Below are 14,264 nucleotides of genomic sequence, written 5' to 3'. Positions count from 1 at the left end.
ACGTGTGGGTGGAAGTTAAGCCAGAGAGCCGCAGGCGTTATTCAAATCGTGGGCAAAAAAAAAGCAGCGGGGGTTACCCGCTGCTGGATGCTTTCCACGATGCGAACAAACTTAAACGGCGTGTTTAACCTGTTCATCCAGCAGTTGTGGAAAGGTATCGGCAGAATCGGCAGAAAGTTTACGTCTTTTTACCGCGCGTGACGGCGGCTGGCACAGGCTACAGACGAAGCTGCCAACCGGCTGATGCGCGTGGTTGATGAAGCTGCCGTTACAGCATTTGCAATCGGCCAGTTCCAGCATGCCGCTTTCAACGAAGCGCACCAGCGTCCAGGCGCGCGTCAGCGCCAGCAGCGGACCTTCGTCCGACTGCGGACACTGCTCAAGATAGAGACGGTAAGCTTTGATGACCGCGTCAACGCCGGTCGCCATGCCGGTTTTCAGCATGAACTGCCAGGCGTTGCAGAACATGGAAGCGTGAATGTTTTGCTCCCACGTCATAAACCAGTCGGTAGAAAACGGCAGCATTCCTTTCGGCGGCGGGCTGCCGCGCAGTTCTTTATACAGCTTAATTAAACGACCACGGCTAAGCTGAGTTTCGCTTTCCAGCATTTGTAAACGTGCGCCGAGAGAAATTAATTCCATCGCGAGCTGAATATCGCGCGCTTCCTGGACAATACTTTTTTCGGACATTTACATCGCCCTCTTTTTCGCCGGCGTCTCTTCTTTAGAGACAGTACGCAGCAAACGGCTGGATAATAAAATTCCAGTGTGGATCTGTTGTAAATCATCCACACGAGATTCCTGCGTCAGGCGATTAATAATAGCATGGTCGTTAAAGCGAAACTGACAAACCAACTGATTGGTTTCCGCCAGCTTTACCATTTCAGGTAAAGTTAATTGCGACAATGCATCAGCCATCTCTTCGTCAATTCCGAGGCGAAACATTGCAGAAGCTTTTTCCTGGTTAATTAATCGCTGCGCAAGCAGTAAATACGACAGATTGATATCATAAATATGTTTTAGTAAATCAGATGTACCCATTTTTTCCATCCTGACAGACGCGACGTAATTGCTTTGCAGAAAAAACCCTCTGCGCTTCGGGTTGCTGGTTGGTAAAACTAAAGATGGCAAAAATTTACAGCTAAAAACCAAACGTACTCTGAAGTCAGCCTCATGCTCTCAAGAGCATATTTGCCGTGCCAGTCAAAACCCCAGGGCCATTCTTTTTTTAAATTATCGCGATCTTCCGTGACGTCTTATGAACTTTTTTAAGACTATTCCTAAAACAACGCAAATCTATCCCGTCTGATTTCGACATACAACGACACAGATGTGAAATTTTAGATAAAGTGTGATCTGCGTCACACTTTTAAGGCAAATTTTTTCCAGAATCCTTCAGCATCGCTTTTATTTTGTCTATTTTTTGTTCAGATTTGCTTTATTTCATTAATATTTCGTCCTAAAAAGGGGCTTATTCCCTCTGTAGATATGATGTGTCATCTCCTCCCCTTGCTGGTCGATCTAATATCTTTAACATTGCCCTTAACACCTTATAACCCTCTGCCGCCACAGCAAGAATCAGCATAAAGCACTAAAAAGAGGTCAATTTAATCTTTTGTAAATTAATTACTTAGGGCAAATGTTTCTTGTAGTGAGTAAGGAGAGCGTAAAGCGAAGGGGTGGGAATCTCTCCCGTTTCCGCAACGAAACGTTAACGTTTAAAAGTGGTCGTAAAGCTGAAGGCAAGAGATGTAACCGGCAGTTACATTAGAAAAATGAATGAATGGGGGATTTGACACTTTTGCAAGTCAGAACTATCGGCAGTTTGCTGCCGGACTTTAGGCCTTTGCGTGAAAAAAAGGCATTTTAATTTGAAAGTGGCGGTTAAATCCGCAGGCGCGGAGAGAAACAGAGACGGGCTGCCGGCAAAAAGCGTTAGCGCCGCTGTTAAGATAATGGTGGGATAAAAAACAGCGCGGCGGCCAGCATTAGCGACCGCCGCAAGGATCAGGCGAGTTTAGGAAAGGTGGCTACCTTATTTACGGTGCCATGATCGTCGCTACGCGGCGAGATTGCCCACAAGTCTTTCAGGAAACTTTCACGCCAGTGAGTGATGTCATTCTTACGCAGTGTCGCCATCATGTCGTTGTAGCGTGAAATACGCTCCGTGCGCGGCATGGTAAGCGCCTTATTCAGCGCGGCCGCCACTTCGTCACGATCGTAAGGGTTAACGATCAGCGCGGATGTCAGCTCGTTGGCCGCGCCGGCAAAGCGCGACAGCACCAGCACGCCCGGATCGTCCGGGTCCTGCGCGGCGATATACTCTTTCGCCACCAGGTTCATACCGTCACGCAGCGGCGTTACCAGACCCACGTCAGTCAGACGGAAGATTTTCATTAACAGCCGGCGGTCGAAATGCTGGTTAAGATAATAGAGCGGCGTCCAGCCCAGCGTGCCGTATTTGCCGTTAATGCGCCCTGCCTCGGTCTCCAGCTGATGTCGAATATCCTGATAGGCCTGTACATCGCCGCGAGACGTCGGGGCAATCTGCGAATAGCGAATTTTGCCGCGATGCTCCGGGAAGTTTTCCAGCAGCGCTTCGTACGCCAGAAAACGTTCTGGCAAGCCTTTTGAATAATCGAGACGTTCGCAGGCGATAATGTTTTTCGCATCCCCCAGCTCACGCTTCATCGCCGCCATTTTTGGCGGCAGCGGACCTTCCGCCATCTCTTTAATGCTGTCCGGCTCGATACCGATCGGATAGACCTCGGTCATAAAGGTATTGCCAAAGGCGCGATGTTTTTTATCGCCTTTATTTTGCAGCTGCGTCAGCTGACTCAGACTGTCGAGGAAGGCAACCCGATCCGATTCCGTCTGGAAGCCCAGCAAATCGTACTCGCACAGCATTTCCAGCAGCTCTTTATGCGGCGGCAGCGCGTTGAAAATTTCCGGCGTAGGAAATGGGATATGCAGAAAGAAACCGATGCGGTTATTAATGCCCGCTTTGCGCAGCGCGGCCGCAAACGGCAGCAGATGATAATCGTGGATCCACAAGGTGTCGTCTGGCTTAATCAGCGGCTTCAGGCGTTTCGCCAGCATCTCATTGACGCGGCAGTACCCTTCCCAGGCTTCGCGCTGAAACTGCACCAGATCGAGACGGTAATGGAAAGCAGGCCAGATAACGGTATTGGAGAACTGGCAATAATAGAGATCATAATCGTTCTGACTCAGCGGCAGCGCGGCGTAAGAGATGCCGTCATGCTCTACCTGCTCGAGTTCGTCTTCCTCTTCTCCGGAAAATTCACTGATTTCCCCGTTCCAGCCAAACCACAGCCCTCCGGTGGTTTTAAGCGCGTCAAGAATACCTACGGCGAGGCCGCCTGCGCTGGCTTTTTTCCCATCAGGAATGGCGATTCGGTTAGATACGACCACTAAACGACTCATAACCTTTACTCCTTACCGACGTTGTCTTGCTTTATTTGTAATAGTAATCGTTCCAGCCATGCATAGACGGCATCGACATCTGGCAGCCGGTAGCGCGCCTGACTGGAACCTTGTCCGACCTTTACGGAAATACCCTGCATGGCGTTGGCCGCGAGAAATCCTTTTTCGTCCGTAAGATCGTCTCCGACAAATACCGGAATGCGTCCGGTAAAGGGCGCTTCCCGCATAAAAGCGCGTACGGCTTCGCCTTTATCTATTCCCTGCGGTTTAATCTCCACCACGCATTTTCCCGGCTGAAGCGCCAGCGCCGGAAAGCGTTTCACGACCTGTTCGGCCAGCTCAAGCACATCCTGTTCATGCTGCATCGCCTGACGGTAGTGCAGCGCGAAGGCCATCCCTTTGGCCTCCAGCAGCGTACCCGGCCATTTCTCCATCGCCTGTTGCAGCTGCTGCTGCAACGCGTCGGCGACCTCAGGCTCCAGGCTAATACGGTGTAGCTCGCCCTGCGCATCGCGGCGCTCGGCGCCGTGTACACCCGCTGCGGGCGCCGCCAGCGGTGCGGCCAGCGCATCCAGCTGGGCGATCGGACGACCGGAAACCAGCGCCAGTGCGCCGTGGCAAAGCGAGGCGAGTTGTTGCAGCTGCTGACGCACGTTTTCAGGAATGAAAACCGCGTCGGGCTGCGGCTGAATAGCGGCAAGGGTGCCGTCTACGTCAAAAAAGAAGGCATAAAGACCGCCGCTTAGCGCAGGAAGCGAGGCATGTTCATTCGCCGCTTGGGTCACTTGTCTTCTCCTGTAGTTAATTCGAGCGCGTGCGATTCGCGGCTTGTCAGGTCAGAGGCCTGGCTCGTCAACGCGCCATAACAGGATGTTTTTGTCGGGGTGAATGTCGGTGGAGGCGTCAACCGGAACGGTTGAGCGGGTTAACGTGCAGAGTAGAACTTGCGGATACCAGCATGGTAAGTCGGGTAAAACACCACAAAATTTTAAAACCGCCACAGACATATCAACCTGACTGAAAACATCGTCGCGATTAAGTGTAGACGGCACTGGCGCTTTTGCCAGTCGCTGCGGGTTTTTTCGCAGCTGAGCAGCAGAATATTCTGCCAATGCCGCTGCGCTTACCTCTTCATAACGCCTTGCGCGGCAAGGGCTAAAGAGGTTAAGGGAAGCGGCAGACCCATTTGATAAATTTAATGGCAAAAGTCGCTAACAGGAGTGCTGCCGCATCTCTTTTGGCTGAGCTGTATACTGGGACCATAAAGGGCCAACAGGAGCGCAGGATGTTTCAGGTATCTGATACGCCGGACGGCGAAATCATTGACGTTATTTCCATTCAGTCTCAGGTAGTTTACGGCAGCGTGGGGAACAGCATTGCCGTACCGGCGCTGCGCCGTCACGGGTTAAGGGTAGTGGCCGTGCCTACCGTACTGCTGAGCAATACCCCCCACTACGCCAGCTGCTATGGCGGCGAAATTCCACAGCCCTGGTTTGAGGGCTATCTGACCGCGCTGGCGGAACGCAATCTCGACGTTGCGGCGCGTGCCGCCGTGCTCGGCTATTTAAAATCCACCGATAAGGCGGCCGCGCTGGCGCGCTGGCTGCGGCTGATGCGCGAAAAAAATCCGCTGATGTCGGTCATTATCGATCCGGTGCTGGGCGATGACGACAGCGGCTTTTATGTCGATCCCGAACTGGCGACGCACTATCGCGAACAGCTCGCGCCGCTGGCTACCGGGCTGACGCCAAATCGTTTTGAGCTTGGCTGCCTGTGCAATGCCCGGCTGGAGAGCGACGCGGAGATTGTGGATGCCGCACGCTCGCTGCTGAGCGCGCAGACTCAATGGGTGGTTGTCACCAGCGCGACGCGCGACGACGCGCGCCATAGTATGCAGGTGTTTTGCGTCACCGCCGATAACACCTTTATCACCGAACATCCCCGCTACGATAACCCGCCAAAAGGGACCGGCGATCTGTTTACCGCCGAACTTACCGCCGGGCTGCTGCGCGCTATGCCGCTGAATGCCGCCGTTGAGCAGGCAAGTCTGTTCGCCCAGCAGTCAGTGCTGGCCACTCGCACGCAGGGCAGACGGGAATTGCAGCTGGCAAGCGCTGAGACAGTGTGAAAAGAGTCTCGCTTCCTTTATGGTAAAGAGACCTCTACTCACTCTGACAGGGTCTCTTAAATGTATAACAACACCTGTAAAACCGTCGGCGTACTGAGCGATGATTTTAGCCATCCTCACACTGCGGCGCTGCTGAATGAAGTGAACCGGCAGCTTAATCAACGGGGCTGCGCCGCGCTGCTGGTCGATACCTCGACAGAGAATCGCGCGAAGCAGTTAGCGCCACTGCTGAGCGCGGCGCTTCATCTTTCCGGCCCCCTCAGTGCGGCCTGTCGCGCGGCTGTTGGACAGAAGCCGCTTGTTACGCTGGCGGCGCTTCAGCTGGACGGTTTCCGCGCCGGCGCGGAGGTGGCTCAACTGCTGCTGGCGGAGGGACACCGGCGTTTCGGCTATTTGCAACAGGCGGGCTGCGCCGATTCTGCGCGCATCGACGGCTTTAGCAGCGCTCTGGCGGCGGCGGATAAGCATCTGGACCAGACCCTTATTGCCGGGAGCCGTCGCGATCGCGAAAGCGGGTATCAGGCGACAATGGCCTACCTGAAACGCGCCCGCGCCTCGGAGCGCATTCAGGCGCTGTTCTGCGATAGTGATTTGCTGGCATTCGGCGCGCTACAGGCGGTACGCGATTTTGGTCAGGGCGCGCATCTTGCTGTGGTAGGCTTCGGCGACAGCGAGGAAGCCGCGGCCTCGACCTGGCATCTGACCAGCTGGGCGCAGCCTGTCGCCTTACAGATAACGGAAGCGTTAAACCGCCTGCTGCTGAATCGCACTGAGAGAGATGGAGCATGGCGGCACGGCGCATTGCAGCTGCGCCATTCGCATCATGGCAAAGCGGTGTTGGGCGAAATGGGCCAGTGCGGCTGCGCCATCCGCCATTAAGTACCCGGCCCGCACAGGCGGGCTTTTTTACGATTTACGCGCCAGCGTCATGCCGCTGCTTTTATTCAGCGTAATTTGCGCGTTGTACTCTTTCGGCAGGCGACGCGCCTGGTAGAAGACTCTTTGCCAGTAAGGGTTATCAAGCGCGGAACGCACTACCCCCTGGCTGACCGACGCGTGGAAAAAGTGGCGGTCAGTATCATAGAAGCCAACGTGCATCCCGCCGCCAATACGGAAAAACACCAGATCGCCCGGCTGCAAATCGCGTGGCGCAATGCGTTTGCCCATTTTCAGCAGTTCGGTGGTGGTCACGCGATCCATCGGCAGGTTAAAGCGATCTTTCAGGGTTCGCCAGACGAATCCAGAACAGTCGACGCCGGAAAGCTCGGTGCCGCCCCACTGATACTGCGTGCCGTGCCAGGTATGCATCTGATCGTGAAGGGCCGCGACGACCGGGATCAGATCGGGTTGATCGCCCAGGCTCTCTTCACCGAACTGCGTATCATTCTGTGCGGAGGTATCACTGGAATGGCGGGAACAGCCGCCAAGCAAAAAGGCAGAAGCTAACACAAGCGTCAGCAGCGGTCGCAGAGTCATCATCGTGTAAGGTGAAACCCTAAGCAGGTTGGCGTGGTAGAGGACTTATAGCGTAATTAAGACATTCGCTAAACCTGCTCCTCTGGCGCTTTACGTTACTTTACACAAGTTGCTGCCAATATGCGCTCTGTGTTGATTTTAAGACAAATTATGGCGCTTAGCGCGACGCCGCCAGGGCTTCAATAACCTGAGTCAGATGCTGTATTACCTGCTGGGCCGCCCGTGATAACTGCCGGGCAGGCGCGCAGCATAGCGCCAGCGTTAACGGCCTCACATGGCTGTCGCGCAGCGGCACAAAGCAGAGCGTGCCGCGATCGACTTCATCCATGACATCCAGCAGACTCAATATGCTGATACCGCTGCCCTGCTTGATCAGAGACTTAATCAGGCGAATGTCATTACAGGTAATAACGTTTTCCGGTTGCAGGCTGTGGCGGCGATAAAGCATTTCAACGCGCTCATGCACCACCAGCGGCGCGCCTGGAATAATATGACGTTCCGCGCTCAGCTGTCCCGTCGAAAGCGACTGACTCGCGCCGAGCGCATGCCCGGCGGGCAGCGCCACGCCAATCGGCAGCTCGGCGAAAGCCATCACGCTGAGGCCGGCCTGGCCCTGCGGATCCAGCACCAGCCCGGCGTCCAGCTCCGCCAGCCTGACCTGTTCGCTGATCTGCGCGCTGTCGTGCACGCTCAGATCGAGCCGCAGCCAGGGATGGGTCTGCGCGATTTGCGACAGCGCATCGGCGATGGCTCCTTCGTTTAACGCCTGAATCAGGCCAAGGCTAACGTGGCCGCGCCGCAACCCCTGAATCTCATCAAACCGCTGACGGGTGCGTTGATATTCGCGCTGCCAGCGCCGCACGTCATCCAGCAGCAGTTCGCCGGCGCTGGTAAGGCGCATCCCGTCCGGCAGCCGTTCAAACAGCCGCATCCCCAGCTCCTCTTCCGCCTGCAGGATTTGCCGGTTAATTGCCGAAGCGGAAACGTGCAGCTGTTCCGCGGCCTTGCGTAAGCTGCCGCTGCGCGCGACCTCAAGAAAGTAGTGAGAAAAGCGTGAAAAAGGAAGCATGGTTTACCTGTACCCTTTTATGCAACACGTCGCTGAAAAAACGATGATGGATCGCCGCGCCCTGCTCTGTCCACAATAGCGTTATTCTGCTTTGCCCTGGAAAAGGTAACCGCTATGAAAACTCCCCTGCCTCCGGCCCACTGTACATTTGAACCTGACGACTGGCTGCGGCTGGCGCGCTGCTGGCATCCGGTCGCGCGCCTGTGCGACGTCGGCCCGGCGCCGATGAAAGCGGTGCTGCTGGACGAGCAGCTGGTGATCTATCGCATAGGTGAGCAGATTGTCGCGGCAAAAGACGTCTGTCCACACCGCGGCGTGCCGCTGACGCTCGGCTTCCACGATGAGCACGGCATTATCTGTCCTTATCACGGGCTGCGCTTTGGCGCAGATGGCCGCTGCAACCGCATTCCCTCCAGCCCTGACCAGCCGGTTCCCGCCAAACTCAACCTGCTCTCCTTCCCGGTTGAAGTACGCTTTGGTCTGGTCTGGGTTTGTCTGGCGCCGGACGAGGAAAATCCCGCGCCGCTGCCAGAGATGCCCCACTGGGAGGATGCCGGTTTCCAGCAGATTAACTGTCCTCCTTTTGACGTGGCTGGCTTTGCCGGGCGTCAGGTAGAAGGGTTTCTTGACGTCGCGCACTTTGCCTGGGTGCACACGGACACCTTTGCCGACGCCAGCAATCAGACGGTGCCGCCCTATAATCCCGTGGAAACCGACTATGGCTTTGCGGTGGACTACTGGAGTTCTGTGTCGAATTACGCGGCAGGCTCAGGGCAGCAGGCGCCGGAGGGTTTTCAGTGGCTGCGTCATTTCGAGATGCATCTGCCCTTTACCGCCACGCTGACGGTGCATTTTCCCGACACGGCGCGCCTCGTTATCATGAATGCCGCCTCGCCGGTCTCGGCGCGTAAAACGCGGATGTTCGCTCCTGTTGCGCGCAACTTCGATCTGCATATTCCGGTGGAGGAGGTAGAGGCTTTTAACCATCGCGTGTTTGAAGAGGATCGGCTGATGGTAGAAACGCAGATGCCCGAACGTCTGCCGCTCGACCTGACGCTGGAGGCGCATATTCCTGCCGACCGCAGCTCTATCGCCTATCGTCGCGGCCTGAAGAAGCAAGGCTATGGCGAGTTTTTCCTGGTATAGCGAGGAGACAAAATGACCACTTTTTCAGTCATTATTGACGGGCTGTCGCGTCAGGGCCGCAACGCGATAGCGCTCAGTCTGGTTCGCGACGATGGTCAACCGCTGCCGCGCTGGGAAGCCGGCGCGCATATTGATGTGCGGCTGGGCAATGGGATGGTGCGGCAGTACTCTCTTACCGGCTCGCCCGCGCGTCAGGATCGCTATCTGATTTGCGTCGCGCTGGCGGCCGACTCGCGCGGCGGCTCACGCTATATTCATCAGCAGCTGCGTCTCGGCCAGTCGCTCACCATCTCCGCGCCGCGCAATCTGTTTCCGCTGTCGGCGGCAAAGCGCGTGGTGCTGGTCGCCGCCGGTATCGGCCTGACGCCCCTGCTGGCCATGGCGGAACAGCTTGAGGCAGAGGGCACGCCCTTTTCGCTCCATTATTACGTCAGGCAACGTCAGGACGCCGCCTTTGCGCGTCGTCTGCTGCGCCCTTTTCAGCACGGCTATACGGAGATCCTGTGCAGCGCCGAAGGCAGCAGCCCGCGCCAGCATCGGCCTGAAGCAATGCGCGCGCCAGAAACCGACGCCCGCCTCTATCTTTGCGGTCCGCACGGTTTTATGACGCATATGCAGCAACAGGCAGCGTCGCTGGGCTGGCGCGCAGAGCAGATGCACAGCGAAGCCTTTGCCCCCGTCGCGTCACCCTCTTCGCAGGCAGAGGATGAGAGCTTTGTGGTCACGCTGGCGTCTTCAGGCATGAGCTGGCCGGTGCCCGCCGATAAAACCATTGCCCGCGTACTGCTGGATAACGGCGTCGACGTGCCGCTGTCGTGCGAAATGGGTCTGTGCGGTGCCTGCCTGACGCCCGTGCTTTCCGGGGAGGCCGATCATCGCGACACCGTGCAGTCAGAGAGTGAAAAATCGGCGCCTCGTCAACAAATTGCACTCTGCTGCTCGCGCAGCCGCAGTAAAGCGCTGGTGATTGACCTGTAGCTTCTACACTTAAAGACATCGCCCCGCAACAAGGAGATGTCATGAGCCAACGTCTGCACAAAACCGCCTTTCCCGTCAGCAAGGCGCGTAAATATCTTGAGCCAGGTCCGGTGCTGCTGCTCAGCTCGCAGTTCGAAGCGCACAGCGACATCATGACGCTTGGCTGGCATACGGTGCTGGAATTTTCGCCGTCGCTGGTGGGCTGCATGATTTCCAGTATGAACCACAGCCATGCGCTGATCCGCGACAGCGGACAGTGCGTACTCAACGTCCCTTCCGCCGATCTCATCGATAAAGTGGTGGCTATCGGCAATAGCCACGGCGACAGGCTGAATAAGTTCGATGCCTTCGATCTTACCGCCGAGCCTGCCAGCGTGGTCAACGCGCCGCTTATCGCCGAGTGCTTCGCCAGCTTTGAATGTCAGCTCTATGACGATTCAATGGTCGATAACTACAATCTGTTTATTTTCGAAATCGTTAAGGCGCACGTCGCGGACGAACCTGAGTTTCCGCCTACGCTGCACTATACCGGCGAAGGACGCTTTACCATTATGAGCGACCGCGTGCTGGATCGCAGCGGCCAGTTTAAACCTGAGATGCTAATTTAGCCCTCTGCAAGCGCTTCTCGCCAGCGGCGGGTTGAAAAGCCCCGCCGCCGTCCTTACTCTCTCTTTCTCGACCTCGACAGGAGTTAAGCATTATGGCAATCGAATACGCAGTGATCGCAGGCGGCTGTTTCTGGTGTACCGAAGCGGTTTTTAAAGATGTGATCGGCGTGGAGTCGGTTGAAAGCGGCTATACCGGCGGCGCGCGACCTAATCCGACCTATGAGCAGGTATGCAGCGGCGCAACCGGTCATGCAGAAGCGATTCGCGTGGGTTTCGATCCCGAAAAAGTCAGCTATGGCGACCTGCTGGACATCAGCTTCGCCACCCACGATCCTACCCAGCTTAACCGCCAGGGCAATGACATTGGGACACAGTACCGTTCGGCTATTTTCCCGGCGACGCCAGAGCAGGAAGCGGAAGCCGTGGCGGCCATCGCCCGTGCGCAGCAGGATCATCAGGATCCGGTGGTCACCACCATTGAGCCGCTGAAAGAGTGGTACCCGGCTGAGGCGTACCATCAGGATTACTGGGACGGCGCAGGCCAGCGCAACGGGTATTGCCTGGCGGTGATCCCGCCGAAGTTACAGAAGCTGCGCAAAAGCTTCGCCAGTCGGGTCAAGAGCTAACGAAAAAGGCGGAGCTGCGGCCCGCCTCTTCTCTGTCAGCCCCGCAAGCGCGGGGCTTTTTTTCAGGCGGCGGAACGACCGCGCTTTAAACCAATCAGCGTCGGGAAAATAAACAGCGATTGTCCCAGACCGCGATTGGTCAGCGACCAGACGGCCACCGAGCAGAGCGAACAGATGCCGACAATGGCCACCGGATAGAGGCTGGCCCAGAGAAATGAGAACCACGCATGCTCAAACAGATGATGGCGCTGTGCGAACAGGATGGCGGACATACCGAAAAATTCAATAAAAATGCGGTGGATAACGTAGATTTGCAGCGTATTACGCCCAATCCAGTTGATATAGCGCATGCTGAAGTGCTGATTTAGCCAGCGGCAGGCCGCCACGCTGACCAGTACCGCAATCACGCACATAAACAGGCTCTTATCCAGACCGAAAATAACGTGTATCCCCGCCAGCGCGGCGAGAATAGCCCAGGGGAGAATATTTTCACGACGCCATTCGCTCAGGCGCAGCATTACCGGACTCCAGAACACGCCCAGCAGGAAGAAGAGGAAATATTGCGCGACGCTTTGCGGTCCCCAGAAAGGTATAATTTTTTCCACGGCAAGGTAGTTGAGCAATACTGCCGCCGCCAGCAGGGCCACTTTATACTGGCGAAATATTTTAGCGCAAAGGAAATATAACCCCAGCCCATAAAGATACCATGAGGTACTCATCGCCATAAACGTCAGCTTTAAAAACTCGAAAAGCGAACCCGCATAGGCGGCATTAAGATTTTGCGAGATACGCTGGCCCGTAATTTCCGTTGAGATGCCGACAATGGACCACCACTGAATAAACCCCCACAGAATATAGAGATAAAACAAATTAGTGATGCGGCTGGTAAACACCTGCTTCCAGGGGCGATTAAGCACGCCATTGGTCGCCAGCAAACCTGACACAAAGAAAAAGGCGGGCATACGCAGCGGTGATAATACCGTGTTGAACTGAACCCATATTTCAGCGGGTATCCAGCCTGCTGTAAGATATTTTAGCGTGCCCTCAAATCCAGGGAGCACCGTATGATACAGCACGACCAGCAATATGCAGGCACCCTTAAGGGTATTAACCCACACTATTTCATCTGACTTAGCGTTGCTCATGATTTGACTCCTGCTGTGTAGGTCAGAAATGCAAAACGGAAGGAAGAGAATTGACGTACAACTTTTAGGATTATTTGGCGATTATTCTCGATTCCTTTGCGGCTGACTCTAGCGAAAGTCTTAAAAGTTTCAGGCTGGACCTGAATTGACAGGACGTTACTCGCTCTGACTTTTCCTGACACTCAGACACCATAAAAGCTTTTTAGTTTGGCTTTAATCACTAAGCAGCAGAAATAACAATTTAAGATAAGGCTAAGCCTGACCTGCAAATAGGAGTAAAGCCAGCGTGTAAAAACCACAGATGGCTATACCAGAGAAATAACGAAAATCTTTGCACCAAATGGATTAAGAAATACCAGAAAGATGTGGTAGGGAATGCGACGAATAATAAAGCGTAATGCCAACAGCAGCGTGGTCTTATTCCGGAATCAAACGCTTTTATACCGCCGTGCCCCGCCCTTGTTAAAGGACCAGACACGGCTGAGCACAGATTAACGCTCTGTTGTCAGAGAGGCGGGAACGGGTTTGCGCAACAGGCGCGGATAGATAAACAGCAGCCGTCCTGGCCCGCGGTTGAGCAGCGACCATGCCAGCAACGAGACGGTGACGCAAATAGCGACGCCGCACAGGGGCATTAACAGCGCCCAGCTCCAGCTGAATACCGCGTTGCCGAACCAGCCGTAGCGCAGCGCCAGGGCAAGCGCGCTCAATCCCAGCAGTTCGATAAAAATACGGTGCAGCACGTATATTTGCAGGGTGTTGCGCCCTATCCAGTTCAGCCAGCCCATATTGAAACGCTCGTTCAGAAAGCGGCACAGCACAATGCCAGACACAATCGTCAGCAGGCTATAGAAAGGGTTCTTATAGCTGCCCGCCAGATGATGGGCCACGCCCAGCGCGGCGATCCCCGCCAGCAGGAGCAGATGCCGTGGCTCCAGCCTGCTGACCGCGATCAACGACTGACTAAAAAACACGCCGAGCAGAAAGTAGAGATAGTTTTGCGCCACGCTTGCCGGTCCCCAGCCGGGGATCAGACTCAGCTGGGCCGCATAGCTGGCGAGGATCGCCAGTATCACCAGCGCCATTTTCTGCCGATGAAACAGTTTGGTCACCAGAAAGAAACCCGCCAGCGCGTAGAGATACCACAGGCTGGTCATCGACAGCAGAAGCAGCTTAACGAACTCCAGCGGCGAATCGGCGTAAGCGGCATTCTTGGTCATGGACAGGCGTTCGCCCAGATGGGTGGCAATATAGTGAATACTCAGCCACTGAATGACGCCCCACAGCAGATAGAGATAGAGAATATTGCTGAACTTTTTGGTGAAGACCTCGCGCCAGCTCTTTTTAATCACGGAACTGGATGCCAGTAAACCTGAGACGAAAAAGAAGGCCGGCATGCGTAAAGGCGAAAGGTATTTGTTAAAGGCCACCCATATTTCGCCGGGCAGCAGGCCGGCGCTCAGATAGTGTAACGAAGGCGCAAAGGTGGTGATGATGGTGTGATGCAAAACCACCAGCAATATACAGCCGCCTTTTAGCGTGTTGATCCACAAAATTTCCTGTTGGCGAGAGGTATGCATAGCGATGACCTGACGTAATGAATTTGTAAAGAATTATTTATATTTCAGGCATGGCAATAACCAG

Annotated in this window: 14 protein-coding genes; 6 read left to right on the top strand and 8 right to left on the bottom strand. The window is 55.3% G+C overall.

Annotation, left to right across the window (positions count from 1 at the left end):
• Window positions 1-111 precede the first annotated feature (111 nt).
• The 4 genes from flhC to otsB all read right to left on the bottom strand — a co-directional run bounded on the left by flhC (window position 112) and on the right by otsB (window position 4,229).
• Entirely contained in the window at window positions 112-690 is a 579-nt protein-coding gene (gene flhC, locus BBB56_RS06520) for a flagellar transcriptional regulator FlhC (protein WP_123799962.1), read from the bottom strand.
• Window positions 691-1,041: a flagellar transcriptional regulator FlhD gene (gene flhD / locus BBB56_RS06515; protein WP_123799960.1), complete on the bottom strand. Its 351-nt coding sequence runs from the start codon at window positions 1,039-1,041 to the stop codon at window positions 691-693.
• A 966-nt stretch (window positions 1,042-2,007) separates the two neighbouring features.
• Window positions 2,008-3,444 (bottom strand): alpha,alpha-trehalose-phosphate synthase, encoded by a 1,437-nt coding sequence (otsA, locus tag BBB56_RS06510; protein ID WP_123799959.1) that lies wholly within the window; start codon window positions 3,442-3,444, stop codon window positions 2,008-2,010.
• A gap of 5 nt (window positions 3,445-3,449) precedes the next feature.
• Window positions 3,450-4,229 (bottom strand): trehalose-phosphatase, encoded by a 780-nt coding sequence (gene otsB / locus BBB56_RS06505; RefSeq protein ID WP_123799957.1) that lies wholly within the window; start codon window positions 4,227-4,229, stop codon window positions 3,450-3,452.
• Window positions 4,230-4,729: 500 nt separating this feature from the next.
• Between otsB and pdxK the strand changes: the two genes are divergently transcribed.
• Complete coding sequence (gene pdxK / locus BBB56_RS06500) at window positions 4,730-5,572, top strand: pyridoxine/pyridoxal/pyridoxamine kinase (protein ID WP_123799955.1); 843 nt, start codon at window positions 4,730-4,732, stop codon at window positions 5,570-5,572.
• Between the two features lie 60 nt (window positions 5,573-5,632).
• Window positions 5,633-6,451 carry a substrate-binding domain-containing protein gene (locus BBB56_RS06495; protein ID WP_123799953.1) on the top strand — a complete coding sequence of 273 codons (819 nt, stop codon included), beginning with the start codon at window positions 5,633-5,635 and terminating at the stop codon, window positions 6,449-6,451.
• A gap of 27 nt (window positions 6,452-6,478) precedes the next feature.
• Here BBB56_RS06495 and BBB56_RS06490 read toward each other — a convergent pair whose 3' ends face one another.
• Together BBB56_RS06490 and BBB56_RS06485 are read right to left on the bottom strand one after the other, a co-directional pair.
• The gene (locus tag BBB56_RS06490; RefSeq protein ID WP_370661852.1) at window positions 6,479-7,042 is read right to left on the bottom strand and encodes an NlpC/P60 family protein; all 564 of its coding nucleotides are present in this window, start codon (window positions 7,040-7,042) and stop codon (window positions 6,479-6,481) included.
• A gap of 163 nt (window positions 7,043-7,205) precedes the next feature.
• Window positions 7,206-8,117, bottom strand: coding sequence for a LysR family transcriptional regulator (locus BBB56_RS06485; protein WP_123799951.1), 912 nt, complete (start codon window positions 8,115-8,117; stop codon window positions 7,206-7,208).
• A 114-nt stretch (window positions 8,118-8,231) separates the two neighbouring features.
• Between BBB56_RS06485 and hpxD the strand changes: the two genes are divergently transcribed.
• The 4 genes from hpxD (at window position 8,232) to msrA (ending at window position 11,475) form a co-directional block, all read left to right on the top strand.
• The gene (gene hpxD, locus BBB56_RS06480) at window positions 8,232-9,263 is read left to right on the top strand and encodes a molybdenum cofactor-independent xanthine hydroxylase subunit HpxD (RefSeq protein WP_123799948.1); all 1,032 of its coding nucleotides are present in this window, start codon (window positions 8,232-8,234) and stop codon (window positions 9,261-9,263) included.
• A gap of 12 nt (window positions 9,264-9,275) precedes the next feature.
• Window positions 9,276-10,241, top strand: a complete 966-nt coding sequence (locus BBB56_RS06475; protein WP_123799946.1) for a PDR/VanB family oxidoreductase — start codon at window positions 9,276-9,278, stop codon at window positions 10,239-10,241.
• A gap of 41 nt (window positions 10,242-10,282) precedes the next feature.
• Window positions 10,283-10,849, top strand: coding sequence for a flavin reductase family protein (locus BBB56_RS06470; RefSeq protein ID WP_199756205.1), 567 nt, complete (start codon window positions 10,283-10,285; stop codon window positions 10,847-10,849).
• A gap of 92 nt (window positions 10,850-10,941) precedes the next feature.
• A complete protein-coding gene (msrA, locus tag BBB56_RS06465; RefSeq protein ID WP_123799944.1) occupies window positions 10,942-11,475 on the top strand; it encodes a peptide-methionine (S)-S-oxide reductase MsrA in 534 nt (177 codons plus the stop codon).
• Between the two features lie 62 nt (window positions 11,476-11,537).
• Here the strand turns inward: msrA and BBB56_RS06460 are convergent, their stop codons facing one another.
• Together BBB56_RS06460 and BBB56_RS06455 are read right to left on the bottom strand one after the other, a co-directional pair.
• Complete coding sequence (locus tag BBB56_RS06460) at window positions 11,538-12,620, bottom strand: acyltransferase family protein (RefSeq protein WP_123799942.1); 1,083 nt, start codon at window positions 12,618-12,620, stop codon at window positions 11,538-11,540.
• 491 nt (window positions 12,621-13,111) lie between these two features.
• Window positions 13,112-14,200: an acyltransferase family protein gene (locus tag BBB56_RS06455; protein ID WP_123799940.1), complete on the bottom strand. Its 1,089-nt coding sequence runs from the start codon at window positions 14,198-14,200 to the stop codon at window positions 13,112-13,114.
• Window positions 14,201-14,264: the final 64 nt, after the last annotated feature.

Origin of the sequence: Candidatus Pantoea deserta, assembly GCF_003813865.1 — a bacterium.
GTDB lineage: Bacteria > Pseudomonadota > Gammaproteobacteria > Enterobacterales > Enterobacteriaceae > Pantoea > Pantoea deserta.
Note: the sequence above shows the minus strand (reverse complement) of the source record. Positions and strands in the feature narration are given on the sequence as shown.

Coding starts and splice junctions, on each gene's coding strand:
- BBB56_RS06495 (WP_123799953.1), top strand. CDS start 5,633: ATGTATAACAACACCTGTAAAACCGTCGGCGTACTGAGCGATGATTTT.
- BBB56_RS06455 (WP_123799940.1), bottom strand. CDS start 14,200: ATGCATACCTCTCGCCAACAGGAAATTTTGTGGATCAACACGCTAAAA.
- hpxD (WP_123799948.1), top strand. CDS start 8,232: ATGAAAACTCCCCTGCCTCCGGCCCACTGTACATTTGAACCTGACGAC.
- BBB56_RS06485 (WP_123799951.1), bottom strand. CDS start 8,117: ATGCTTCCTTTTTCACGCTTTTCTCACTACTTTCTTGAGGTCGCGCGC.
- BBB56_RS06460 (WP_123799942.1), bottom strand. CDS start 12,620: ATGAGCAACGCTAAGTCAGATGAAATAGTGTGGGTTAATACCCTTAAG.
- otsA (WP_123799959.1), bottom strand. CDS start 3,444: ATGAGTCGTTTAGTGGTCGTATCTAACCGAATCGCCATTCCTGATGGG.
- pdxK (WP_123799955.1), top strand. CDS start 4,730: ATGTTTCAGGTATCTGATACGCCGGACGGCGAAATCATTGACGTTATT.
- BBB56_RS06475 (WP_123799946.1), top strand. CDS start 9,276: ATGACCACTTTTTCAGTCATTATTGACGGGCTGTCGCGTCAGGGCCGC.
- flhC (WP_123799962.1), bottom strand. CDS start 690: ATGTCCGAAAAAAGTATTGTCCAGGAAGCGCGCGATATTCAGCTCGCG.
- flhD (WP_123799960.1), bottom strand. CDS start 1,041: ATGGGTACATCTGATTTACTAAAACATATTTATGATATCAATCTGTCG.
- msrA (WP_123799944.1), top strand. CDS start 10,942: ATGGCAATCGAATACGCAGTGATCGCAGGCGGCTGTTTCTGGTGTACC.
- BBB56_RS06470 (WP_199756205.1), top strand. CDS start 10,283: ATGAGCCAACGTCTGCACAAAACCGCCTTTCCCGTCAGCAAGGCGCGT.